Annotated in this window: 23 protein-coding genes; 14 read left to right on the top strand and 9 right to left on the bottom strand. The window is 68.2% G+C overall.

The window, feature by feature from the left end; all coding sequences use genetic code 11:
• Positions 1–98: 98 nt before the first annotated feature.
• The 4 genes from ACFY1U_RS38765 (at position 99) to ACFY1U_RS38750 (ending at position 3,818) form a co-directional block, all read left to right on the top strand.
• The gene (locus ACFY1U_RS38765; RefSeq protein ID WP_390698739.1) at positions 99–1,094 is read left to right on the top strand and encodes an NADP-dependent oxidoreductase; all 996 of its coding nucleotides are present in this window, start codon (positions 99–101) and stop codon (positions 1,092–1,094) included.
• A gap of 66 nt (positions 1,095–1,160) precedes the next feature.
• Positions 1,161–2,027 (top strand): alpha/beta fold hydrolase, encoded by an 867-nt coding sequence (locus tag ACFY1U_RS38760; RefSeq protein WP_390698738.1) that lies wholly within the window; start codon positions 1,161–1,163, stop codon positions 2,025–2,027.
• A 31-nt stretch (positions 2,028–2,058) separates the two neighbouring features.
• Positions 2,059–2,865, top strand: coding sequence for a strictosidine synthase (locus tag ACFY1U_RS38755; RefSeq protein ID WP_390698737.1), 807 nt, complete (start codon positions 2,059–2,061; stop codon positions 2,863–2,865).
• A 119-nt stretch (positions 2,866–2,984) separates the two neighbouring features.
• Positions 2,985–3,818, top strand: coding sequence for an enoyl-CoA hydratase/isomerase family protein (locus ACFY1U_RS38750; protein WP_055705479.1), 834 nt, complete (start codon positions 2,985–2,987; stop codon positions 3,816–3,818).
• A gap of 252 nt (positions 3,819–4,070) precedes the next feature.
• On the opposite strand, the gene ACFY1U_RS38745 is transcribed toward ACFY1U_RS38750, so the two are convergent.
• Positions 4,071–4,784, bottom strand: a complete 714-nt coding sequence (locus ACFY1U_RS38745; RefSeq protein ID WP_055705478.1) for an SDR family oxidoreductase — start codon at positions 4,782–4,784, stop codon at positions 4,071–4,073.
• Between the two features lie 167 nt (positions 4,785–4,951).
• On the opposite strand from ACFY1U_RS38745, the gene ACFY1U_RS38740 reads away from it, so the two are divergent.
• Positions 4,952–5,539: a TetR/AcrR family transcriptional regulator gene (locus ACFY1U_RS38740; RefSeq protein ID WP_055705477.1), complete on the top strand. Its 588-nt coding sequence runs from the start codon at positions 4,952–4,954 to the stop codon at positions 5,537–5,539.
• A 346-nt stretch (positions 5,540–5,885) separates the two neighbouring features.
• On the opposite strand, the gene ACFY1U_RS38735 is transcribed toward ACFY1U_RS38740, so the two are convergent.
• Positions 5,886–6,557 carry a TetR/AcrR family transcriptional regulator gene (locus tag ACFY1U_RS38735; RefSeq protein WP_232032676.1) on the bottom strand — a complete coding sequence of 224 codons (672 nt, stop codon included), beginning with the start codon at positions 6,555–6,557 and terminating at the stop codon, positions 5,886–5,888.
• A 68-nt stretch (positions 6,558–6,625) separates the two neighbouring features.
• On the opposite strand from ACFY1U_RS38735, the gene ACFY1U_RS38730 reads away from it, so the two are divergent.
• Positions 6,626–7,465, top strand: coding sequence for an alpha/beta fold hydrolase (locus ACFY1U_RS38730; protein WP_217236359.1), 840 nt, complete (start codon positions 6,626–6,628; stop codon positions 7,463–7,465).
• A gap of 1,663 nt (positions 7,466–9,128) precedes the next feature.
• Here the strand turns inward: ACFY1U_RS38730 and ACFY1U_RS38725 are convergent.
• On the bottom strand, positions 9,129–10,142 hold the full coding sequence (locus ACFY1U_RS38725; RefSeq protein ID WP_390698736.1) for an NADP-dependent oxidoreductase: 1,014 nt from the start codon (positions 10,140–10,142) through the stop codon (positions 9,129–9,131).
• A 139-nt stretch (positions 10,143–10,281) separates the two neighbouring features.
• Between ACFY1U_RS38725 and ACFY1U_RS38720 the strand changes: the two genes are divergently transcribed.
• On the top strand, positions 10,282–10,755 hold the full coding sequence (locus tag ACFY1U_RS38720; protein WP_031143657.1) for a helix-turn-helix domain-containing protein: 474 nt from the start codon (positions 10,282–10,284) through the stop codon (positions 10,753–10,755).
• Between the two features lie 34 nt (positions 10,756–10,789).
• Here ACFY1U_RS38720 and ACFY1U_RS38715 read toward each other — a convergent pair whose 3' ends face one another.
• Positions 10,790–11,395, bottom strand: a complete 606-nt coding sequence (locus ACFY1U_RS38715; protein WP_055705473.1) for an ABATE domain-containing protein — start codon at positions 11,393–11,395, stop codon at positions 10,790–10,792.
• A gap of 65 nt (positions 11,396–11,460) precedes the next feature.
• Between ACFY1U_RS38715 and ACFY1U_RS38710 the strand changes: the two genes are divergently transcribed.
• Positions 11,461–12,003 carry an alpha/beta fold hydrolase gene (locus tag ACFY1U_RS38710; RefSeq protein WP_390698735.1) on the top strand — a complete coding sequence of 181 codons (543 nt, stop codon included), beginning with the start codon at positions 11,461–11,463 and terminating at the stop codon, positions 12,001–12,003.
• A 50-nt stretch (positions 12,004–12,053) separates the two neighbouring features.
• A complete protein-coding gene (locus ACFY1U_RS38705) occupies positions 12,054–12,332 on the top strand; it encodes an alpha/beta fold hydrolase (protein ID WP_390698734.1) in 279 nt (92 codons plus the stop codon).
• A 229-nt stretch (positions 12,333–12,561) separates the two neighbouring features.
• On the opposite strand, the gene ACFY1U_RS38700 is transcribed toward ACFY1U_RS38705, so the two are convergent.
• From ACFY1U_RS38700 to ACFY1U_RS38690, 3 genes are read right to left on the bottom strand one after another with little or no spacing between them, the layout of a single operon-like run.
• Positions 12,562–14,028, bottom strand: coding sequence for a class I adenylate-forming enzyme family protein (locus tag ACFY1U_RS38700; protein ID WP_390698733.1), 1,467 nt, complete (start codon positions 14,026–14,028; stop codon positions 12,562–12,564).
• Positions 14,029–14,063: 35 nt separating this feature from the next.
• Positions 14,064–14,984, bottom strand: a complete 921-nt coding sequence (locus ACFY1U_RS38695; protein WP_067257782.1) for an alpha/beta hydrolase — start codon at positions 14,982–14,984, stop codon at positions 14,064–14,066.
• A gap of 7 nt (positions 14,985–14,991) precedes the next feature.
• Positions 14,992–15,966, bottom strand: coding sequence for an enoyl-CoA hydratase/isomerase family protein (locus tag ACFY1U_RS38690; protein ID WP_390698732.1), 975 nt, complete (start codon positions 15,964–15,966; stop codon positions 14,992–14,994).
• 211 nt (positions 15,967–16,177) lie between these two features.
• Between ACFY1U_RS38690 and ACFY1U_RS38685 the strand changes: the two genes are divergently transcribed.
• Positions 16,178–16,861 carry a TetR/AcrR family transcriptional regulator gene (locus ACFY1U_RS38685; RefSeq protein WP_390698731.1) on the top strand — a complete coding sequence of 228 codons (684 nt, stop codon included), beginning with the start codon at positions 16,178–16,180 and terminating at the stop codon, positions 16,859–16,861.
• 48 nt (positions 16,862–16,909) lie between these two features.
• On the opposite strand, the gene ACFY1U_RS38680 is transcribed toward ACFY1U_RS38685, so the two are convergent.
• The gene (locus tag ACFY1U_RS38680; RefSeq protein ID WP_390698730.1) at positions 16,910–17,806 is read right to left on the bottom strand and encodes an SDR family oxidoreductase; all 897 of its coding nucleotides are present in this window, start codon (positions 17,804–17,806) and stop codon (positions 16,910–16,912) included.
• 107 nt (positions 17,807–17,913) lie between these two features.
• Here ACFY1U_RS38680 and ACFY1U_RS38675 point away from each other — a divergent pair, with 107 nt between their 5' ends.
• The 3 genes from ACFY1U_RS38675 to ACFY1U_RS38665 all read left to right on the top strand — a co-directional run bounded on the left by ACFY1U_RS38675 (position 17,914) and on the right by ACFY1U_RS38665 (position 20,120).
• Complete coding sequence (locus ACFY1U_RS38675) at positions 17,914–18,411, top strand: winged helix-turn-helix transcriptional regulator (RefSeq protein ID WP_390698729.1); 498 nt, start codon at positions 17,914–17,916, stop codon at positions 18,409–18,411.
• A gap of 114 nt (positions 18,412–18,525) precedes the next feature.
• On the top strand, positions 18,526–19,059 hold the full coding sequence (locus tag ACFY1U_RS38670) for an SRPBCC family protein (protein WP_055705465.1): 534 nt from the start codon (positions 18,526–18,528) through the stop codon (positions 19,057–19,059).
• A complete protein-coding gene (locus tag ACFY1U_RS38665) occupies positions 19,059–20,120 on the top strand; it encodes an LLM class flavin-dependent oxidoreductase (protein WP_387861808.1) in 1,062 nt (353 codons plus the stop codon). The genes ACFY1U_RS38670 and ACFY1U_RS38665 overlap by 1 nt, the downstream gene beginning before the upstream one ends.
• A gap of 50 nt (positions 20,121–20,170) precedes the next feature.
• Here the strand turns inward: ACFY1U_RS38665 and ACFY1U_RS38660 are convergent, their stop codons facing one another.
• On the bottom strand, positions 20,171–20,800 hold the full coding sequence (locus ACFY1U_RS38660) for a TetR/AcrR family transcriptional regulator (protein WP_390698728.1): 630 nt from the start codon (positions 20,798–20,800) through the stop codon (positions 20,171–20,173).
• 44 nt (positions 20,801–20,844) lie between these two features.
• Between ACFY1U_RS38660 and ACFY1U_RS38655 the strand changes: the two genes are divergently transcribed.
• Positions 20,845–22,071 carry a saccharopine dehydrogenase NADP-binding domain-containing protein gene (locus ACFY1U_RS38655; protein WP_390698727.1) on the top strand — a complete coding sequence of 409 codons (1,227 nt, stop codon included), beginning with the start codon at positions 20,845–20,847 and terminating at the stop codon, positions 22,069–22,071.
• Positions 22,072–22,111: the final 40 nt, after the last annotated feature.

Genomic DNA, 22,111 nt, shown 5'->3' with positions numbered 1-22,111 from the left:
GGATGGGGCGAGGCCGTGAGGCCCCCGGATGTCGCGCCGGGTTTGCCGATCCAGTCTCAGACCCGGATAAATAGGACAACTATCAGGAGTGGCGCCCCATGCGAGCGTTCGTCGTCACCAAGTACAAGGAGCCGCTGCAGGAGGCGGAGGTCCCCGAGCCCACCGTGGGGGAGCACGACGTGCTTGTGCGAGTGGAGGCCGCCGGGCTGAACCCGCTGGATGAGAAGATCCGCGCCGGTGAGTTCAAGCAGATCCTGCCCTACAAGCTGCCGCTGATCCTGGGCAACGACGTCGCGGGCACCGTCGTCCGCGTCGGGACGGCGGTTCGCGGCTTCAAGCCCGGAGACGAGGTCTACGCCCGGCCCCACCAGGACCGCATCGGCACGTTCGCCGAGCGCATCGCCGTAGCGGAGGGCGACCTGGCGCTCAAGCCCGCTTCGATCAGCATGGAAGAGGCCGGCTCGCTGCCGCTGGCGGCGCTCACGGCATGGCAGGCGCTGGTGGAGCGCGGGAAGCTGCGGCCCGGGCAGAAGGTGCTCATCCACGCCGGTGCCGGCGGGGTCGGTTCGATCGCGATCCAGCTCGCCGCGCACCTCGGCGCGAGTGTCGCCACCACTGCCAGCGGTTCCAACGCGGCCTATGTGCGCGCGCTCGGCGCGGACACGGTGATTGATTACCGCACCCAGGACTTCGAGCAGCTCCTGACCGGCTACGACCTGGTGCTGGACAGCCTCGGTGGAGAGACCCTCGAGAAGTCCCTGCGGATGCTCAGGCCCGGCGGCAAGGCCATCGGGATCGCCGGTCCCCCGGACCCCGCGTTCGCCCGCCAGGCCGGCCTGAATCCGCTGCTGCGCCTGGCGGTCACAGCCCTGAGCCGCAAGATCCGCAAGCAGGCCAAGAAGCTCGGCGTGACGTACGAGTTCCTGTTCATGCACGGCGGCGGCGACCAGCTCCGCCAGATCACCACCCTCATCGACCAGGGCGCGGTGCGCCCGGTCGTGGGAAAGGTGTTCCCCTTCGACCAGACCCCGCACGCGCTGCAGTCCCTGTCCCAGGGCGGCATCCGCGGCAAGGCCGTCATCGGCAACAGCTGACCCGCCGCAACCGCGACGGGCGACACGAAACACACAGCGACACAGAACACGCAAGGAGAATCGGTCATGAGCAGCACAGACGCCCCGAACGAACCCGTCATCACCTCCTACGCGAAGGCCCCGGCCCGCACCGTCCGCGCAGGCGGCGTCACCTACGCCTACCGCGAGCTGGGACCGAAGGGCGGCATCCCCGTCGTCTTCTTCGTCCACCTCGCCGCGACCCTGGACAACTGGGACCCCCGCATCATCGACCCCATCGCGAAGGGACGTCACGTCATCGCCTTCGACAACCGCGGTGTCGGGGCATCCACCGGCCAGGTGCCGGACAGTGTCGAGGCGATGGCCGACGACGCCTACACCTTCATCAAGGCGCTCGGGTACGACAAGATCGACGTCTTCTCCTTCTCCCTCGGCGGCATGGTCGCTCAGGCCCTGGTGGTGAAGCACCCCGAGCTCGTCCGCAAGCTGGTCCTCACCGGCACCGGGCCCAAGGGCGGCAAGGACATGGACAAGGTCGCCAGAGTCACCTACTGGGACATCCTGCGCGCCACGTTGACCCGTTCGGACCCCAAGGAGTTCCTGTTCTTCAACCGCAATGCCACCGGCAAGCCCGCCGCACGCGCGTTCGTCAACCGGCTCAAGGAGCGCACCGTCGACCGCGACGCGGACATCAAGACCAAGGCGTTCCAGACGCAGCTGAAGGCCATCAAGAAGTGGGGGCGCTCCGCTCCCGACGACCTGTCGTCGATCACGCAGCCCACCCTGATCGCCAACGGCGACAACGACCGCATGGTGCCGTCGGTCCTGTCGGAGGACCTGCACCACCGCATCAAGGGCAGCGAGCTGATCATCTACCCCGACTCCGGGCACGGCGGCATCTTCCAGTACCACCAGGAGTTCGCCCCCGTCGCGGTCGAGTTCCTGGCTCGATGACCACCACCTGACCAGGAAAAAGGGCAACATCATGAGCACGTCACCGGTCGCCGCGCCCCCGGAAGTGAAGAAGCCTCTCACCTCCTCGATCCTGCTGTGGGTGCGCACCGACCAGCCCCGCCAGACCGGCATGGACCACTGGAAGGGCCCGCACTCAGGGATCATCTCCGCCACCCCGGGGCTGGAGGAGTACCGGCAGATCCACCTCGCCGAGCAGAACACGGGCCTGTGGCCGGCCATCGACGGGGTCCAGACCGCGATCCCAGCAGACCGGAAGATCGACGGCGTCGCGGAAGTCACCTTCCAATCGGTGCTCGCACCCCTGAAAGGGCGCGAGCAGACGAAGCTGGCCTACGCCGACGAGATCAACGTGTTCCGCCGCACCCTGCTCTACGCCGGCCCGCCGAACTCCTCCCGGTGGTACGACGTCGCGGGCCCCGGAGAGACGGTCGGTGCCCGCGCGCTGATCTACCTTCGCCGCAGGGACGGGGTCGGCGCCGGCGCCTTCCGGAAGTTCGTCAACGAGGAGCTCGCACCCGCGCTCGCCCGCACCGGAGTGCTGAAGGAACTGCGCACGCAGACGTTCCTGCCCTGGACGAAAAAGCTCTGGGACACCCCGGACGTCGCCCACGACAACCCCCACGACCAGCGCTTCCACGCCTCGGTCAGTCTCGGGTTCACCGACACCGCGGCACGGGACGCCTTCTTCAGAGGCAACGCGATCGAGGACCTGTCCGACCGGCTGGCACCGCAGGTCTCCGCGATCCACGCCTACGACGTCGCCGCCGCCCTCACCTACGTCAAGAACGGCGAGATCCTCCCGCACTACCAGGAGTGAGCAGCGCAGGCGGGAAGCGGTTCCGCCGGATCTGCTCGGCACATCCATCCGCCCCGGCTTCCTTGCCCTCCTCGCACCCCAATCGCCGTCTGATACCCACCACGCATCCGGAGCCAGCCATGAGCGAGCAGCAGAGCACCATCCACTACGAGCGCACCTCACCGCAGATCGCGAAGATCACCTTCGCCAATCCGCCCGTCAACCTCATCGTCGGCGAGACGGTCCTGCGCCTCATCGAGATCGTCACCGAACTGGCCACCGACCCGGACATCCAGGTCGTGCTGTTCGACAGCGCCACCCCCGACTTCTTCTACAACCACTTCGACCTGGCCGCCGCCGCCGACTTCCCCGCCCCCGAGGACCCGGACGCGGTGCCGGCATGGACGAATCTGGTCCTGGAACTCTCCAAAGCGCCGTACATCACGATCGCGGTCATCCGTGGACGCACCCGCGGCGGCGGGAACGAGCTCGCCCTCGCCCTCGATCTGCGCTACGCCAGTCGTGAGAAGGCGATCTTCGGACAGCCCGAGGTCGGCAGCGGACTGCTGCCCGGCGGTGGTGGCAGCGAACGCCTGCCCCGGGCCATCGGACGCGACCGCGCCCTGGAAGCCATCCTCACCAGCGACGACTACGACGCCGACACCGCCGAACGCTGGGGCTGGATCACCCGCGCCCTCCCCGACAGCGAACTCGACGCCTTCGTCGGCACCGTCGCCGCCCGACTCGCCTCCTTCGACCGCGCCTCACTCGCCTCGGCCAAAGCCCAGATCAACCGGGCAACCCTGCCCCCGGACGGGGACCTGGTCGCCGCGTACGGCGAGTTCGCCCACTCCCTCACCCTTCCCGGTTTCCTCACCCGGGCCGCAGGCACGCAGGCCGTCGTCGAACAGGCCGGCATCGACTTCGAGTACCGTCTCGGGCACTACATCGGCATCGCCAACCAGCAAAGCTGACACCCATCAGAAAGTGAGCACGGACGCAGCGGATGCTGCGTCCGTCCTCATTTGCCGCGGGGTCCACCTGATTTCCGACGTCTTCGGCACGATGGTCGGATCGGGCTGCTGCCGGATCGACCGCCGATGTCCTCCACCGCTCGACGGCCGCGACGGTGCACCGCTTCTGGACACCGGTCGGCCGACCGTTCGCACGCCAGGGATCACTGGGTCCCCGACGTGAAGAGATCGCGTCGGGACCGAACAACAAGCTCAGGCTTCCGTGCTGTGCAGGTCCGGGTAAAGCGCCTCGACCGGGCCGCTCAGAGCCGCCTTGACCCCCTTGGTCAAGTCGTCGGCCAGGACCTCGTATTCTCCGGCCTCGACGGCGTCGTAGACCGTCGTCACCAGCTGTGTCGGCAGCATCTTGGGGCCGTCGGCGTGCGCGGCCATATCGGTGTCGACGTAGCCCATGTGCACCCCCGTCACGTGGACGCCCATGGGTGCGAACTCGATGCGCAACGAGTTGGTGGCCGACCACAGTGCGGCCTTGGAGGCGCTGTAGGCGCCGCCGAAGGCATACCAGCTGGCAACGGAGTGCACGTCGATGAGGACTGACCCCTTGTTGGCGGCGAGGATCGGTGCGAAGGCGCGGGCGAGGAAGACCGGTCCGAAGAAGTTCGTCTCCATGTTCGCCCGGATGTCTGCCTCGGTGACGTCCAGCAGGCTCGCGCTCGGCGGGGTGGCGCCAGCGTTGTTGACGAGCACGGTGACGTCCGCCGCGGCGGCCACGGCCGCGTCGATCGACGTGCGGTCGGTCACGTCAAGGGTCAGGGGGACGATGCGGTCGTCGTCCCAGGCGCGGGGGGAGCGGGCGGTGGCGTAGACCTTGACGGCGCCGCGCGCCAGGGCGTCGTGGACGAAGTGGGTGCCGATACCGCCATTGGCGCCGGTGACGAGGACGACTGCTCCATCGAGGGAGGGCATGGGTTCCTTCTTTCCGAGGGGGATGTGAAGTACGTGGCTGCGCACGGATGGGGCAAGGACACATCGCCCCGCGATGGGAGAATGAGCGGAGCCACATTCGAGCCCACATGACATTGAGTACAATCATAACTGATTACAGTCAGAATCTATTCCTGGAGGACACCGCCATGCCTCTCGGACGGCGCGAGCGGAACAAGCAGGAGAAACTCGACCGCATTGTCGCTGCCGCCAGTGATCTGTTCGCCGAGCACGGCGTCGATGAGGTCACGACCCAGCAGATCGCGGACAAGGCCGACATCGGCACCGGGACCCTGTTCCTTTATGCCAAGACCAAGGGCGAACTCCTCCTCCTTGTCCAGAACGCCAAGTACGTCGAAGCACTTGAGCGGGGCCGGGCGGACGCCGAGACCGTCCCAGGCGTGCTGGACGCGGTGCTGGCGATCGTCCGGCCGATCGTCGAGTGCAACCGCGTCCAGATCGACAACGGACGCACCTACCTGCGAGAGATGGTCTTCGGCGACCCCGAGGAGCCCCGGCACGGCGCGGCACTCGCCATCGTCGCGCAGACTGAGGAGGCCGTCGCCGCCGTGCTGCGCCGAGACGAGCGGGTCACCGAGGGCGACGCCGCGACGCTGGCACACATCGTGTCCGCCGTGATGTTCCTCAGCATGGCGGTGAGCGTGAACATCGCCTTGAGCGTGGAGGAGATCGTGCAGGACATCCGGGGGCAGGTCGAGGTCCTGCTGCCTCGCTGAAGTGCGGCCCGGTCTCCGGCCCGGGTGACCATCCGGGCAGTCCTCGGTTGTGGTATGGCCCGAATCCCCGAATGGCAGGTCATCCGGCCGTTGCTGCCCATACCGGTACGACTGGACGGCTGGGGCAGCCGGCCGGAGGGCTACCGCCACCGCGTGCTGCTGGAATTCCCGAGATTGCCCACCTGTACGGCGTCGGGTCCCACTCCCACCCCGCGCCTGGACCGCGTTGAAAATGGTCGCCCGAAAGGGCGGCGGGGTGGTGCTGCCGGTGTTAGTGCTGAGGTAATTGGGAGCTGGCCTCGTGCTGTTCAAGGTATTGGGCTGGGCTTGCGTCGGTCGGCTGCCGTCAGGTCTCCGGACTGCTTGCCGCCAGCTGGTCGCTGTTGACCTGTGCCAGTGACGCGAGAATCTCCTTGCGGCAGACATCGAGGATCTCGTCCGCCAGCGGAGAGCCGTCCGGGCATGCCCGCGACAACATGATCGCGCCGACCGAATGGGCGAGCATGTCGATCACCATCATGCGGGCCGCGCGCTGGTCCGCATCTCCCGGTGTATCGCCTTGGGACTGAAGGGCCGTCAGCAGGTTCTCGATCCCGGCTGCGAACTCTGTTCTGATGTCCGCCGGCTGACGTGCGGCGTCGCCGCCGAGGGCCGCGATGGTGCAGCCGTCGCTGCGCCCGTCGCGATGCTCCCGCGAGACGTAGCGCTCGACGAACTCGGCGGGGTCCAGACCTTGTGCCCGTGCCACGGTCTGCGAGAGCCCGCTCGCGGACGCTTCGGCCATCAGGTCGGCCTTGGAGCGGAAGTGCTTGTAGAACCCGCCGTGGGTGAACCCGGCGGCCGCCATCAGCTCTGCCACACCGACACCGTCATAGCCGCGCTCACGGAACAGCCTGGAGGCTGTCGCGACGATGTGGGCACGGTTCTGCTCTGCCTGTGCCTTGGTGACCCGCATGTCCAGCCGTCCCTTCGTCGATCGGCGCTCGACGGTCCAGCATACATAGATGTCGATCGACATCGAAGAGGTTGACTTTTTAGATTACGATCGTCATCGTATTGCTCACCCTCTCCAGAAAGGCTCAGGCCATGAGTGACACGCATGTGACCGCACCGACTCAGTACATCGAGGTTGACGGCGACCGGTTCGCCTACCGGCGCTGGGGCAAGCCCTCGGGCGTCCCGATCTTCCTGGTCCAGCACTTCCGTGGAGGGATGGACAACTGGGACCCGCTGCTCACCGACGGCTTGGCGGAAGGCCGTGAGGTCATCCTGTTCAACGGCCGCGGCGTCGCCTCGTCATCGGGCACGCCCCGTAATCGGATCGAGGACATGGCCGACGACATCGCCGCGGTCATCCGGGCACTGGGGCTGGAGCAGGTCGACCTGCTCGGCTTCTCGCTCGGCGGTTTCCAGGCGCAGGAAGTCACGCTGCGCCACCCCCAGCTGGTGCGCAAGCTCCTCCTGCTCGGCACCGGCCTCCGAGGCGGGGACCCGACAAGTGACCCCCAGGTGCCTCAGTACGCCCTGAATCCGGTCCCCACCCTGGAGGACTTCCTCTTCCTGTTCTTCGGCCGCTCGGAAGCCGCGAAGCAAGCGGGCAAGGCCTTCTGGGAGCGCCGTCACCAGCGGGTCGACCAGGACCCGCCGAGCTCGCCCGCGGTCGCACAGGCGCAGTTCGAAGCGACTATGGCCTACGCGGAACCGCTGCCGGGCGAGAACCCCTACGCCCACCTGAACGCGATCACCCAGCCGACGCTGGTCCTCAACGGCGAGAACGACGTGATGATCGCCTCGATCAACTCCTGGCACCTCGCCCAGAACATCCCCAACGCTCAGCTGCTGATCTACCCCGATGCCGGGCATGGAGCGCAGTTCCAGTATCCCGAGCGGTTTCTGAAGCACGCCATTCAGTTCCTCGACGAGTAACGCCCGCAGGGCTTCGGTGCAGTCGCTGACGCCTGGTCCGTGCGCGAGAATCCGGCAGGCCGGACTCCGGCCGCCGGAGCGGCTGGCTCAGGTAGGCGCATCCTCCGTGAGCGAGGCGGGGTGCGCCGTCGCCCGGCTGCCCTGCCCGCTCCCACGGTGTCCACCGCCGCGACCCTCCGGCCGGGACGGCTGATACGTGCCGCACGGGCGTCGAAGACGTGGGCGCCGGCCGCTCCGTCGGTGACCACGACGAGGAGCGCCTGAGGTCCAGCCACTGGGCGGCGATCCGCTCGATCGTGGTATCCGGGCAGAGCCACTCGACGCCCTCGCTGCTGGCCTTGACGACGTGGGCGACGCCGCTCCTTCCAGCGTGCCCCGGGCCGGTCCGCTGGGCGAGTCGGCCCGGGGGCGGCGGGGATAGTCGCCGGACCGGTCCCTGAGGCTCCGCTCGCCGAGACGGGGTCGTACAGGGCCTGACCGCCGCCGCCGAACTGCCCGAGCTCGGTCATCAGTGCAACGCCTCTGGATCTCGTCCGCCGTCCAGGAGGTGATTCCTTGATCATCGGTAGTCGGCTGCGCGCCACGCCCGACGTCCTTTCGCACGCCAGGCGCCTGGGGGGTGTCGGATTCAGGAGGGCCCGGGCGGCGCGGGCCTGCTGCGGTTGGCAGTGGAAGAACGGTGCCGCCGCTGTGCAGTGCGCCGATTTCGAGAGCCGGCCGGCGGATGGCCTCCTCGTACAGAGCCAGAGTGCGCGCAGGTCGGTGTTCTCCTTCCGTGGCCGGCTCAGGTTGGCTTCCGTACGTACGTCGGATCCGGAGGGTTCCGTCGGCGTCGCAGGCCGGGCCGGCGCCGGGATGCGGGGCCGGAAGCGCACGTCGACCAGGGCGGCGTAGTGCCGCGGCCGGCACTTGCCGCACCATCGTGCCGCCAGCCCCGTCCCGCCACGGCGACCACACCGAAGCCCGCGCGCTGACGGATGGGATCGGCCCTCACGACGTCCTGCCCACAGGTAGAACTCGTTGACCGTGGACACCTCCCGGACCCAACTCGCCTCTTCCGAACGAGGGCCACGCTCATCACGACGCCGCCGCCACTCGAACGCCGCTCGGTGGTCCATGGACGCATCACGCCGGTCCCGCCTGCGTCGCGTGAACCACAGGAAGGCCACGTATGTGCGCAGGTCCCGGGCATGAGCGTGTCGGCGAACGTTCAGCCCGTCGCGCGCAGCAGATCGGGACTCGGCGCGGCGAGGTAGTCCTCGGCGAGGGCGTGCGGGCGCACTGGCAGGTGCGGTCATCGTGCTGACGTCCTTCGGGCTTCGACACCTCGAAGATCAGCCGATGGCCGTTCATCTATGCGGGCACCAAACCCGATGCCGGAGCGAACCCCGGATCACGTCGAACCCGTACACCACTTACCTGGATGCAACCCGAGGCACGCGGGGCGCGTGGCTCCGCAGACTGCCGCGGCCGCCGGCGGCCCTCGGATTCGAGAGCGGAGTAGAGGGCGCCGTTGGACAACTCCCGTGTCCGTCATGAGCGTCGGGACACGCGAGCCGTCGATGTTGTTCCGCCCGACGCGGCGAGCAGCTCTCGCCCCTGCCGTCGCGTCGTCGGCCCCCCCGTGATCATGCCAGTAGGATGCCGTGTGGCCGGCCTGATCTCAGTTGCTGTCGGGCGTCATCGAGACCACGACCTTGCCGGCCTTGGTGCGACCTTGCTCGACGTACGCCATCGCATCGAGCGTCTGATCGAACGGGAAGGTGCTGTCGATGACCGGGCGGAGCTTCCCGCTGTCGTAGAGGGCGCCGAGCGCGCGCAACTGGGAGCCATTGGCCTGCATGAAGAAGAACTGGTAGCGAACGCCCAGGGCCTTCGCCTGCTTGCGGATCTTGCGACTGAGCACGTTCATGACCAGCCCCAGGAAGGAGGGAGCGCCGAGCTGCCTGGCGAACCCGGCGTCCGGCGGGCCCACGACGCTCACAGCCAGGCCGCCGGGCTTCAGCACGGTCAGCGACTTCTCCAGGTTCGCCCCGCCCACGGCGTCCAGCACCAGGTCGTAGCCGGACAGCACCTTGGAGAAGTCCTCTTTGGTGTAGTCGACGACGACGTCGGCACCCAGGCTTCGGACCAGCTTCTCGGAATCAGTGCTCGCGGTCGTCGCCACGGTGGCACCGAGGTGTTTGGCGAGCTGGATGACCGTCGATCCGAGTCCGCCGGCACCGGCGTGGACGAGCACCTTCTGACCCTGCTTCACATGGGCCTGGTCCACGAGGACCTGCCAGGCGGCCAGGGCCACCAGCGGCACCGCGGCCGCCTCCTGCGGGGTGAGCGAGACCGGCTTGGGCGCGACGTCGTCCATGTCGATCGCGATGTACTCCGCGAAGCCTCCGATCCGCAGGTCGCGCGGACGGGCGTAGACCTCGTCGCCGACTTCGAAGCCGCGCACGGCGGAACCGACCCGCGTCACGACGCCGGCCACGTCATGACCGAGCACGAACGGAGGCTTGTACTTCAACAGCTGTTTGAACTCCCCGTTGCGGACCATCTTGTCCAGCGGGTTGATGCTCGCGGCGCTCACCCTGACCAGAACATCGCGGTCACCGACGCTGGGCTCGGGTACCTCGGCGGCGCGCACGCCGTCCTTGCCGTACTTTTCGACGACGAATGCCTTCATGTCGGCCGCCTTTCCATGTGATCTTCTCGGTCGTCTGCGTGTGGTCATGACGCTACTTGTTGAGTATGGAAAAGTAAACTCAGGTCGGGTTAGAATCACCCCCATGGATGCGAGGACGGAAGCTCTTCAGGACGCCGGCATGGACACCCGACTCGACCGGGACATGTCGAACTGCTCGATCGCCCGGACCCTTGAGGTCGTGGGGGAGAAGTGGACGATCCTGATCCTGCGCGAGGTCTGGTACGGCTCGTCCCGCTTCAGTGACTTCGAACGGGTCCTGGGCTGTCCCCGCAACCTTCTCGCTGCCCGGCTCCGGATGCTTGTCGAGGAAGGGATCCTGGCCACCGAGACCTACAAGGAGCCGGGTTCGCGGAGTCGGCCGAAGTACGTGATCACACCCAAGGGCGTGGATCTGGTCCCGGCCGTGATGGGGCTCCTGCAGTGGGGCGACCGCTACCGCGCCGACCCGGAGGGCCCGGCCGTACTGACGCGACACCGCGGATGCGGTGCGCACGTCGATGCCCAGATCCGCTGCGAACGCGGCCACGCCGTGCAGGCGGAGGACATCGAGAGTGTCCCCGGCCCCGCATTTCGTCTGAGGCCCGCGGAGTGAGCTGAGCGCGGTGGCGGCAGGAGTCCGGGTGGGCTCAGTCCGCCGGGGTGCGCTCACTCCGTCTGGCTCGGGCCTGGTGGAGGCGGACTTTGGTGCGGTTGCCGCAGCGGGACATCGAGCACCAGCGGCGGTTGTGGGCGGGCGAGCGGTCCAGGAAGCGTAGGGCGCACGTGTCCGCGCCGCACACGCGTACGCGCCGGATCTCGGTCGACAGGAGCAGGTCTACGGCGTCCTGCGCGATCAGTGCCAGCGCGGTCGCGGAATCAGGTGCCATGGTCGTGGTGCCGGCGGGCTCCAAGTGGCCGCCCTTGATGGTGATTTGCGGCGCCGGCCGGGGCACCTGTGCTGCCGATTCGTTGAGCAGCACGACGTCGCTGGAGGAGGGCAGTCGGCCGTCGGAGACCGCGAGTACGGCCCGGTCGACCGCCTCGCGCAGCCGTCGGCCCGATGCCAGGACGGCGGCATCCACGGGATCCGGGATGCCCGGTGTGAGCAGTCCGGCCCGCTGAAGCCAGAGGGTGAGATCACCCGGGTTCCGGAGCGTCTCCCCCGGCGTGGGCCGCCACCGGTGGCGGAGGGTGTTGGTGAAGTCCAGACAGACCCGCCCGCCGTCCCAGATCCACCTGTCGTCCGTTGTCACGCCTTCATTCTGCACGTTAGGTTTAACCCCCTAAGAGGGTTAGTTCATGCCGGGGAGGCGCATCCATGGGACAGCCCACCGTGACCACAGGCGTGACGCAGGTGGACGGGGTCCGCCTGCACTACCTCCGAGCGGGATCCGGTCCTCTGCTCGTCCTGCTCCACGGCTGGCCGCAGACCTCCGACTGCTGGCAGCCGGTGCTGGCGGATCTTGCCGCAGACCACACCGTTGTGGCACCCGACCTGCGTGGCTACGGCCTGAGCGACAAGCCCTCGACCGGATACGACAAGCGGCGGATGGCCGCCGACATGGCGGGCCTCGTCGAAGCACTCGGTTTCGAGACGACCGCCGTCGTGGGTCACGACCGGGGCGCTCGCGTGGGGCACCGCTGGGCGCTGGACCGCCCCGATCAGGTGGAACGGCTGGCTGTGCTCGACATCGTGCCGACCCGGGAGATGTTCCGCCGGCTGGACGCCTCGCTCGCCTCCGGGTACTGGCACTGGCTGTTCCAGATGCAGCCGGACCTTCCCGAGCGGCTCGTGGGCACGACGTACGCGGGTATCTCGAGTACTTCTTCGAGCGGTGGACCTATAACCGGCACGGGCTGACACCCGAAGCGGTCGACAGATATGTCCGAGCCTTCTCCCGCCCTGGTGCCATGCGCGCGAGTTTCGACGACTACCGCGCCATGGAGCAGGACGTCGCCCTCGACGACATCGATGCCGCCGAGGGCCGCCGCCTCACCATGCCGGTACTGGCGCTCTGGGGTTCCGCAGGGCTGCCCTCCCGCCTGCCGACGCTGGAGATCTGGCGCGCCTACGCGGACGACGTCACCGGAGCAGAAATCCCGGAGTGCGGCCACTTCATCCCGGAAGAGCAACCGGATGCACTGCTGGGCCATTTGCGGTCGTTCCTGGCCCACGAGGCGAGTCGGTGACCCAGCCACCACGACGAGAGCGGCGCCCCTGCGGGTCCACAGTCTCACTGGCCGGCCGGGGCAAGTCGTCCGAGCCGCCTCCCGGACCGAGGGGCGGCCCAGTTGCTTCCGGTCAGGCCGCCACGCAGTCAGATCCGGGCCGAGACCGGGACACCCGCCGAAGCGTCCCCCGCGGCCGCGCTGTCGGATATGCGCCGCCTGGGCGTCCAGGCTCGGCGCGCGGTGAAGCTCAGGAAACCGCGATGTGGGCAGCGCGCAAGGAGGCCTTGTCGATCTTCCCGACCGCGTTCTTCGCTATGGCCTCCACCACGAAGAACTCGGTCGGACGCTTGAAGCCGGTGAGGTTGCGCGCACAGAGCTCCCGCAGCGCCGTCAGATCGACGGTCAGGCCTGGTCGCGGCTGTATGTAGGCCACGACCACCTCTCCCCACTTCTCGTCGGGTACGCCGATCACGGCAGCTTCGAGCACCGATGGGTCGCCTGTGAGGACGTCCTCGATCTCCTTGGGGTAGATGTTCTCCCCGCCACGGATGATCATGTCTTTCGAGCGCCCGACCAGGGTCAGATAGCCCTCGGCGTCGAGGTGACCCACATCGCCCGTGTGCAACCAGCCGTCGACGATGACTCTGGCCGTTTCCTCAGGGCGGCCGAGGTAGCCACGCATGACGTTGGGGCCCTTCACGAGGACCTCACCGTCCGTGCCCGGCCCCACCTCGGTACCTTCGGCGTCGACGATCCGAATCTCCTGGCCGGGGAAGGGAAGTCCCACGGTGCCGGCACGTCGCGGGCCCGCGACGGGGTTGACGGTGGACCCGCAGGTTCCTTCGGACAGGCCGTACCCCTCGACAAGAGGGAACCCGTACCGGGCTTCGAACCGGTTCAGCAACTCGGCGGAGGCAGGTGCGGCGCCACAGACTCCGAACCTTAGCGACGATGTGTCGGGCTGTATGTCGTCCGGGAGCGCAGTGAGCATGCCGTAGATCGTCGGCACGGCGCTGAAGAAGGTGGGGCGCTCCTGCTCGACGAGGTCGAAGAAGCTGTGTGGGTCGAACCGGCGGCCCGCGATGACGACGCTCGCCCCCGCGAGAAGAGGCGTGAGAATGCTGACCACGATGCCGTTGACGTGGAAGAGCGGCAGGATCAGCAGGCACCGGTCGGCGGGCCCGATGTCCAGGGACAGGCGGCCCATCTCCGTCATGGCGTCGATGTTGGCGTGGTCCAGCATCACGCCCTTGGGCGTCCCGGTGGTGCCGCTGGTGTATATGAGGAGAGCCAGTGCGGACGGGTCCACATGCGGTGCATGATCCGAACTCGCCCCTTCCGTGTGCAGTGCGCCGACGGCGAGTACGGCGGTACCGTCCGTGACGGGCGCCTCGCGGTCTTCGACCACCAGCAGACGCGCACCGGAGTCCCTGACCTGTCGGTCCACCTCGACGTCGGTCATGCTCGGGTTGACCGGCGTGATGGTGGCGCCGATCCGCCAGGCGGCGAACAACAGCAGCACGAACTCGATGCGGTTCGTCAGCTTGAGGGCCACGACATCGCCGGGACCGATGCCGAGGTCCTGGAGCTGACGCGCTGCCGCACGGACGCGGTCCAGCAACTGCGTGTTGGTGAGTGACTGGCGCCCGTCCGAGACCGCTGCCCCATCGGGGTCGTGAGCGGCGCGGCGGTCGGGCAGTGAAGCGAAGTTCATGGCGGGCGTACCTGTCTCGGTGTTGTGCGGTCCGGTCAAGGAGTCGATGCCGGCGCGGGGCGCAGCTGCCGGGTGAGGAACTCGATCTGGTCGCGGACCAGGGCCTCGAAGGTCTCGCCGGTGTAGAAGTCGAAGTGGCCGGCGTCGTACCTCTTGATCTCTCCCCGGGGTGCGGTGCGCGCGTACCTGAGGGTCTGGGCGGGAGGCGTGACGGAGTCGGTGTTGCTGACGCAGAAGAGGATCGGCATGGCGACCTTCTTCGCGGCACGCCCAGGCCGGTAGGTAGCGATGGTCGGAATGACCCGTGCCGCCACCTCGTTGCGGAATGTCGTGCCGGGCGGCTGGAGCGTCTGGTAGCCGGGCAGGGCGTCAGGGGCGTTCATGAGGGCCGGCGAACCGGGGGCGGAGGCGATGGGAACCATCGCGGGTGCCTTGCCGCGCACTCTGGCCGCCATGTCCCGAGCGAGCACGGGGGTCATTTTGAGCGAGGCGACCGGGCCGAGCGCGAGCGCGGAGGCGAGACCATCGGTGAACGGGCACTGGGACACGGCCGCGCGCAGTTCGGGATGCCGAGAGGCGACGGTGATGGCGTGGCCTCCGCCGAAGGAGCTGCCCCACACCGCGATGCGGGAGCGGTCGACGTCAGGGCGGGCCTTGACGTAGGCGATGGCGGCGTCCCAGTCGGCGAGCTGACGCTTGATCGACAGGAGCTGGCGCGGGTGGCCGCCGCTGTCGCCGAAGTGCCGGTAGGTGAAGGCCACGGCGGCGATGCCGGCCTGAGCGAAACGCTCGGCGAAGGCGTCCAGGCGCATCTCGCGGGTGGCGCCGAGGCCGTGCCCGAGGATGACGACGGGCGGGGAGGTGACGCCGGTCGGGAGGTAGAGCCATCCGGCACAGGTGCTGTCGCCGGAGGGGAAGGTGATGTCGTGGCGGGTGAAGGAGTGCGCAGTGGTCATCGTCTGCTCACCGCCGCGTCGTCTTCGTCGAGCGGTGCCCGGGCACGCTGCCCGAGGCGAGCGCCTGGGCGTAGGTGTCCGGGTTGTAGAGCGGGAGCTCGCCGGTGACGTCCGTCGTCTTCATGTAGTCGAGCATCAGTTCCTGGCCGTCCTTCGACATGACTCGGGTGAAGAACTCGGCGCGTTCGACGTGGAGTCCGTCCTCCAGGGGCATCGAGCCGCCGAGGTATACCGACCTCTTGGCGGCCGCGACCGACCCCTTCGACCGCCGGCCGAAGTGCTCTGCGAGCTCGACCGCCTGCGCGACGACCTTGTCCTGGGGTACGACCTTGTCGACCGCCCCGTTGGCGAGCGCTTCCGCGGGCGTGAACGGCTTGCCTTCGAGGATCGCGGCCAGGGACCGGTGGGTGCCGATCAGGCGGGTCAGCCGCTGGGTGCCGCCTCCGCCCGGGATGATGCCGAGGAGGATTTCGGGCTGGCCGATGAAGAAGTCCCCGTCGGCCATGACCCGCAGATCGCAGGCCCAGGCGAACTCGGCGCCGAGGCCGAGAGCCGAACCGTTGAGCGCGGCGACGAAGAGGACACCGCTGGCGTTCATCCGGAGGAAGGTCGTGTGCAGACGCTCCAGCTGGAGGGCACCCCGCATCGGGGTCCTGCGCATGAGTGCCCCGAGGACCCGGGACCGGTCCACGTGCTTCGCCATGCGTACGACGGCGGCGGCACCGCGTCGGCCGACCGTCGGGCTCGCGGCGCCCTCTTCCTGCAGCCACCGGACCGCGGCATGGCTGACGAACCGCTCGGGATGTGCCCCGGTGAAGACGACGGCACGGATGCTCGGATCGCGGTCGACCCGGGTCACCAGCTTGTCCAGCTGATGGGCGATGTCGAGGCCGAACAACTGGTGCGGGCCGCCGTCGACCCGGACGACAAGGACGGCTCCGCGGTCCTCGATCTCCAGATGACCCTTGTCTTTGTATGGCATGGATTCTGCTCCCGTGCTGGGTTCATGGGGGAGTGCAAAGCGAGTGAGGGAGGGGCTGCCGGCGCCAGGAATCTGGGACAGTGCGTGAAAGCCCGTCCGGGGAGGCGCGCCCGTGTCCGAAACGGCACGTCGCTCGAGATGTGTACTATTGCCGTGACGAGTTACATAACCAAGTTATTTCAAGAGTGTCAATGGTGGAGGCGCGAGAGGCATGGCAGGGCGGCCGAGGCTCGATGACGCACCGGAGCGGCTTGTGCGAGCCGCTGTCGGCCTGCTGGCCGAACAGGGGCCGTCGGCCATTAAGGCGCGTACGGTGGCGTCCGCGAGCGGGCTGTCGACGATGGTCGTCTACGGCCACTTCGGTGGGATCCCCGAACTGATGCGCGCCGTCGCCGACCACGGCTTCAGGGAGCTCGGCGCGGCGTTCGCCCAGGTGCCGGTGACGGATGATCCGATCGCGGATCTCTTCGCCATGGCTTTGACCTGCCGCCGAGTGGCCCACGAGAACCCTCACCTGTACGACCTGATGTTCGGCCTGTCCACTCGTGCGACGTACCGGCCGCTGTCGGACGCGGACCTTCGCTTGAGCGGACATTCGCCGGCCTTCCGGGATGCCCACGTCCATATCACCGCGGCATGTCAACGGCTCGTGGACTCGGGCAGGGCCGAGCGGCAGAAACCTGAAGTCATAGCCGCCCAGTTGTGGAGTCTGGTCCACGGGTACATCACCCTTGAGCTGGCCGAGCACTTCGGCGAGTTCGAGGACCCCGTGGCGCAGGTGATGCGGCCGATGGGCGTGAACTTCTCTGTCGGTCTGGGCGACGAGCGGGAACGGGCCGAAGCCTCGCACGAGGCGGGCGCGCGCCTTTACGACTCGATCGTTCAAGGTCGGTGAAAGTCGGTAGGGCAGGGCGCTGTCCCGCGCGGGACCACCCATGTGCGGCTAGGGCGACTTGGTCTCCGCGGCAGAGGCACCGGTGCCCGGCGTGAGCTGGTCATGCCTCCCCAGCGCCGCGACCTCCCGTTCGAGGGACGGAACGGCACGGGCCGCGAAGCGCCTCGCCCATGGCCAGGCCAGTGGCGAATTCAGCGCTGCCTTGGCCCAGTTGGCCATGACGACCGCGCGGGGGACGTACACGCGGCTGCGACGGCGCGCGAGCCCGTCGACGATCGCGGCAGCCGCCCGGTCGGCACTCGTGGTGACATTGCCCGGGTAGGGAAGCCGGTTGCGCAGGCCCTGGAACGAGGGAAGGTCCGCCTCGGCGCCCCGGACGAGATCCGTGTCGATCCAGGAGGGGTGCACCAGGCCGACCGTGACGCCGAGGTGCGCCACCTCCTGGCGGTAGGTCAGGGCGAGCAGCTCGGCCGCGGCCTTGCTGGCGCCGTAGGAGGCCATCGCCGCCAGCGGCATGAAGGACAGCGCGGACGCCACGACCAGCACGTGTCCCCGGCTGCGCTCCAGATGGGGCGTCACGTACTTGAGGGTCCGGAAGACACCGTTCAGATTGATGTCCAGGACCCGCTCGAACGACGCCTCGTCCGTCTGTCGCACGGTCCCGTACGCCACGACCCCGGCATTGGCGACGACCAGATCGATGCCGCCCATGACCCCCGCGGCCTCGTCGATCGCTGACCGCAGGACGGTGCCGTCGCGCACATCGGCCTCACGCCAGGAAGCGGCGGGGCCCAGCTCGCGGGCGAGGTCACGGAGCCGATCGGGTTCCAGTCCGATCAAGGCCACCTGAGCGCCTCGGGCGATGGCCAGGCGGGCCACCTTCTCGCCGATGCCGCGCGCCGCTCCGGTGACAACCAGTTTTCTGCCCAGCAAGTCACGTTTCATGGCCGCAACATAACTTCGTTATTTATTGAGCGCAAGATGTCGCGCGGATGAATTGTCACCGCTCCACCTGCTGGGTCTTACGACTGGACGAACCTATGCTGACGGTCATGAGGCGGACATCCTTTGCGCACTGGCCCTGTTCGATCGCGCGCACCATGGACCTGCTCGGGGACTGGTGGACGCCGTTGGTGCTGCGTGAGGCGTTCTACGGGATCCGGCGGTTCGACGCGTTCCAGGTGTCACTGGGGATCGCGCGCAACACATTGACGGACCGGTTGCGTCGGCTGGTGGACGAGGGGCTGCTGGAGAAACGGCCGTACCAGACGGAGCCGGTTCGGTACGACTACGTGCTCACGGAGAAGGGGCGCGACTTCTACGGTGTGCTGCTGGTGATGAACCGGTGGGGGGACCGCTGGCTGTCCGGTGAACAGGGCTCGCCGGTAGTCATGCGGCACGAGGCCTGCGGACAGGAAGCCCACGCCGAGGTGGTGTGTTCTTCCTGTGGTGAGCAGATGACCGCGGAGAACACCAGTCCTCGGATGGGCCCCGGCTATCCGCCACACCTGGCCGAACGGCCGGATGTGCGGGAGCGTTTCGCCGGCTGACTCAGCGGCTCTGCCGGGGCTGCGCTTTCCCTTGACATGTGAGTCTATCTACGCAACTTTACTGGTCACATCTGGTCATGGGAGTTCTCGGATCGGCATGGAGGCTGCAGGAACATGGAGTGGACAGGCGCGCGCTATGCGGACAAGCCGACGGTGGAGGTCCGCACCTGGATCGCTGCTCCGCCCGAACAGGTGTGGACGCTCGTGTCCGACATCGAGTTGATGCCGCGTATGAGCTCCGAACTGCAGTCCGTCGAATGGCTGGACGGCAGGACCGCCCCTGCCCTGGGAGCCCGGTTCATCGGCCGGAGCAAGCACGAGGCACTCGGGGAGTGGGCCACCACCTCCCACATCGTCGAGTGCGAGCCGCCGAGGCTGCTTGCCTGGGCCGTCGAGAACCCGCAGAACCCGACGGCGATCTGGCGGTTCACGTTGGAGCCGCAGGGCGGTGGCACTCTGCTGAGCGAATGGATGCAGATGGGGCCGGCCCGTTCGGGCCTCTCCTTCGCCATCGATCGCATGCCGGAGAAGGAGCAGAAGATCGTCTTCGTGCGCATGCGGGAGTTCGAGGCCAACATGACCATCACCCTCGAAGAGATCAAGAAGCTGGCCGAGAGGGCCCGGCCCGCGGGCGAGGCGAGGCTCTGATGCGTACCTCCACCACGATCGAGGCTTCCGGGGGCGACTGGCGGGAGATCGTCGCCTATGTCACCGAGGCGGAGAAGCTCGGTCTTGACATCTGCTGGGTGGCGGAGGCGTGGGGCTCCGAGGCCCCCTCGCCGTTGGGCTACCTCGCGGCGAAGACCGAGCGCATGCTCCTCGGATCCGGAATCATCCAACTCGGCACCCGCACGCCGATGGCCATCGCCCGCGCCGCGATCACACTGTCGCAGATCTCCGAGGGGCGCTTCCTTCTCGGCCTGGGCCCCTCCGGGCCGCAGGTGATCGAGGGGCTGCACGGCGTGCCCTTCGCCCGGCCGCTGGTGCGGATGCGGGAGACCGTCGAGATCGTGCGGGAGGCCGCCGCGGGCGGCAAAGTCTCCTACTCAGGAAAGGAGTTCCGGATTCCGCTGCCGGGCGGGCAGGCGAAGCCCATGCGTCTGTCGATGCGTGCCGAGCATGACATTCCGGTCTACCTCGCCACTCTCTCGCCGAAGATGCTGCACCTGACCGGTGAGATCGCCGATGGGTGGCTGGGCACCAGTTTCGTGCCCGAGGGCGCCAAGGAGGCGTACTTCGACCACCTGGACCAGGGCCTTGCCGCCGCCGGTCGCGCCCGTGCCGACCTCGACATCTGCCAAGGCGCCGAGGTCGCCTTCGCGGACGACGAGGACGCGCTGAGCGCGATGGTGGCCGGACGCAAGAAGGAACTTGCCTTCAGCCTCGGCGGCATGGGTTCCGCGACCACAAACTACTACAACAACGCCTACAGCCGCCAGGGTTGGGCCGAAGTGGCGGCCGAAGTCCGCACACGTTGGCAGGCCGGGGACCGGGACGGCGCGGCCGGCCTGGTCACCGACGAAATGGTGCTGGCGACCACTCTGATCGGAACCGAGGGCATGGTGCGCCAACGGCTGCGTGTGTGGCGCGACGCCGGTGTGGACACCGTACGTTTCTATCCGGCCGGAGAGACCCTCGACGCTCGGCTCACCACTATCGGCCGGGCCATCGACCTGGTCCGTGACATCGAGGACGAGGCGGCACGGTAGCGGCACGGCCGGGTGCGGTCGAGGAGTGCTGTTGCAGGCGTTGGTCGACGTCAACCGTGCGCGCTGACGCCGTCCGCCGCCAGGCCCGACATCAGCAGGGTGATCGTGTGGAACGTCCTGGCCAGGGCGTCCTCGCGGTCCGCCGCGGCGGCGATGATCTGGTTGCCCTCGCACAGGACGGCCAACAGCAGCCGGGCGACGGTGGCGACCGGAACATTCGATTCCACCTCACCGCGTTCGGCCAGGACGGTCAAGAGCCGTTCGATCGGCGGCTGGGCCACCGTGTCGTTGATGCGCCGGTACTGCTCCACCAGCACCGAGGGCGCCTGGGCCATCAGCTCTCGATGCAGGGGATCGTCGATGGTCCGCCGCAAGAAGGCGTGCGTGAGGTTCGAAACGGCGGCCAAGGCGGGCTCGCCCGGCGTCGCACGGATCGCCTCGGACGCCGCGTCGGCGAGCGCTCCGACCCGCTGGAGCAGCTCCGTGTAGAGCTCGGCGAACATCGCCTTCTTGTCCGGAAAGTGGTGGTAGAAGGTGCCCTTGCTCACCTGCGCCGACGCGGTGATGGCCTCGACCGACGTGTCTGCGAACCCGTTGTCGACGAAGAGTTTGCGCGCCGCCGCCACCAGGTCCGCCCGGGTCTGCTCCGCATACAGCTGTCGTCGGTTTGGCCCTCTCATGTCGACCATCGTATATTCGGTGACCTGAGGTCAGTGAATGACTCGTGGTCGGTCAGGGTCATCGTGACAGTGCCCTCCGGAAGGCAGACGTAGCCGTGGAAAAGCGCAGAATCTTGTTGCTGGGTGCGACTGGGTACACGGGGCGGCGAGTTCTCAGGGAACTGCTCGCACGAGGTGAGAAGCCGACCTTGGTCGGGCGAAACCGAACGAAGATGCTGACCCTGGCCGACCGCTTCGAGGCGGAACTGCCGGTGGCAGAAGTGGACCACACCTCTTCCGCCCACCTCACGCGCCTTCTGGGCCCCAGTGATGTGGTCGTCTCCACGGTCGGGCCGTTCATGCAGCTGGGCATCGCCACGGTCGCGGCTGCCGCGCGGGCGGGAGCGCACTACTTCGACTCCACGGGGGAGGGCCCCTTCGCCCGCCGGGTCCTCCTTGAGCTGGACTCCATCGCGGCCGACCGGGGAGCGATGCTCGTGCCCGCGTTCGGCTACGACTACGTGCCCGGCAACCTCGCCGGCGCCCTGGCCCTGGAACAGGCGGGCGAGCGCGCATGCCAGGTCGAGATCGGCTACTTCATCACCCGTTCGGGGCGCGGGAGTGAGCTGCATTACCGGAGCACCCTGCGCGACTCCTGGGACCTGACCACGGGTGGCACCCGCCAGACGCTGGTCGCCGCGGCGGCCGAGGACGGGTTCGCCTACCGCTCCCCACGCCCCGGAGCCGCTTCCCGACTGGTCGACGAGCGGGCCGCCAAGCGGGTCCTCACCTTCCGCTACGCCGGTGTGCGACGCCCGGCCATGACCGTCCCGGGTACGGAGCATCTCGGCCTGCCCGAGGTCTTCCCTCGGTTGGAGACCGTCGAGGTGGGGATGGGCTGGCTCGGGCGCTGGACCCGTCCGGTACAGATCGCCGCCATGCTCCAGGCGCCCTTGCTGAGGTCGGCGAAGGCGCGGGCTGCCCTGACGCGGTGGTCCGGGCGGCTCCCGGGAGCACATCGCGAGCCGGACCCCGACGGCCGTTCCCTGGTGATCGCGGTCGCCCGCGACGGCCACGGGCGTCCCCTGGCCACGACGGCCCTCACCGGACCCGATCCCTACGAGATGACGGGCTCCCTCCTGGCGTGGGGCGCAGTCCGTGCGGCGGCGCCGGATGCCGTCCTCAAGCCCGGTGTGCACGGTCCGGTCGCGGCCTTCGGGCTCGACACCCTCAGGCTCGGTGCCGCCGAGGCGGGAGTGCATGAAGTCGACGGGGCGTCGGCCCGTCGGTGATCGCCGCGCGGGCATGGATCACGGCACCGGGACGTTGAAC

The sequence above is a fragment of the Streptomyces sp. NPDC001351 genome (assembly GCF_042896045.1).
GTDB lineage: Bacteria > Actinomycetota > Actinomycetes > Streptomycetales > Streptomycetaceae > Streptomyces.
Note: the sequence above shows the minus strand (reverse complement) of the source record. Positions and strands in the feature narration are given on the sequence as shown.

Bases quoted from the DNA above. Each gene is read 5' to 3' on its own strand.
- ACFY1U_RS38765 (WP_390698739.1), top strand. From the start codon at position 99: ATGCGAGCGTTCGTCGTCACCAAGTACAAGGAGCCGCTGCAGGAGGCG.
- ACFY1U_RS38680 (WP_390698730.1), bottom strand. From the start codon at position 17,806: ATGAAACGTGACTTGCTGGGCAGAAAACTGGTTGTCACCGGAGCGGCG.
- ACFY1U_RS38665 (WP_387861808.1), top strand. From the start codon at position 19,059: ATGCGTACCTCCACCACGATCGAGGCTTCCGGGGGCGACTGGCGGGAG.
- ACFY1U_RS38685 (WP_390698731.1), top strand. From the start codon at position 16,178: ATGGCAGGGCGGCCGAGGCTCGATGACGCACCGGAGCGGCTTGTGCGA.
- ACFY1U_RS38660 (WP_390698728.1), bottom strand. From the start codon at position 20,800: ATGAGAGGGCCAAACCGACGACAGCTGTATGCGGAGCAGACCCGGGCG.
- ACFY1U_RS38740 (WP_055705477.1), top strand. From the start codon at position 4,952: ATGCCTCTCGGACGGCGCGAGCGGAACAAGCAGGAGAAACTCGACCGC.
- ACFY1U_RS38760 (WP_390698738.1), top strand. From the start codon at position 1,161: ATGAGCAGCACAGACGCCCCGAACGAACCCGTCATCACCTCCTACGCG.
- ACFY1U_RS38720 (WP_031143657.1), top strand. From the start codon at position 10,282: ATGGACACCCGACTCGACCGGGACATGTCGAACTGCTCGATCGCCCGG.
- ACFY1U_RS38695 (WP_067257782.1), bottom strand. From the start codon at position 14,984: ATGACCACTGCGCACTCCTTCACCCGCCACGACATCACCTTCCCCTCC.
- ACFY1U_RS38675 (WP_390698729.1), top strand. From the start codon at position 17,914: ATGAGGCGGACATCCTTTGCGCACTGGCCCTGTTCGATCGCGCGCACC.
- ACFY1U_RS38670 (WP_055705465.1), top strand. From the start codon at position 18,526: ATGGAGTGGACAGGCGCGCGCTATGCGGACAAGCCGACGGTGGAGGTC.
- ACFY1U_RS38710 (WP_390698735.1), top strand. From the start codon at position 11,461: ATGGGACAGCCCACCGTGACCACAGGCGTGACGCAGGTGGACGGGGTC.
- ACFY1U_RS38730 (WP_217236359.1), top strand. From the start codon at position 6,626: ATGAGTGACACGCATGTGACCGCACCGACTCAGTACATCGAGGTTGAC.
- ACFY1U_RS38700 (WP_390698733.1), bottom strand. From the start codon at position 14,028: ATGAACTTCGCTTCACTGCCCGACCGCCGCGCCGCTCACGACCCCGAT.
- ACFY1U_RS38735 (WP_232032676.1), bottom strand. From the start codon at position 6,557: ATGTCGATCGACATCTATGTATGCTGGACCGTCGAGCGCCGATCGACG.
- ACFY1U_RS38725 (WP_390698736.1), bottom strand. From the start codon at position 10,142: ATGAAGGCATTCGTCGTCGAAAAGTACGGCAAGGACGGCGTGCGCGCC.
- ACFY1U_RS38745 (WP_055705478.1), bottom strand. From the start codon at position 4,784: ATGCCCTCCCTCGATGGAGCAGTCGTCCTCGTCACCGGCGCCAATGGC.
- ACFY1U_RS38755 (WP_390698737.1), top strand. From the start codon at position 2,059: ATGAGCACGTCACCGGTCGCCGCGCCCCCGGAAGTGAAGAAGCCTCTC.
- ACFY1U_RS38690 (WP_390698732.1), bottom strand. From the start codon at position 15,966: ATGCCATACAAAGACAAGGGTCATCTGGAGATCGAGGACCGCGGAGCC.
- ACFY1U_RS38705 (WP_390698734.1), top strand. From the start codon at position 12,054: ATGCGCGCGAGTTTCGACGACTACCGCGCCATGGAGCAGGACGTCGCC.
- ACFY1U_RS38750 (WP_055705479.1), top strand. From the start codon at position 2,985: ATGAGCGAGCAGCAGAGCACCATCCACTACGAGCGCACCTCACCGCAG.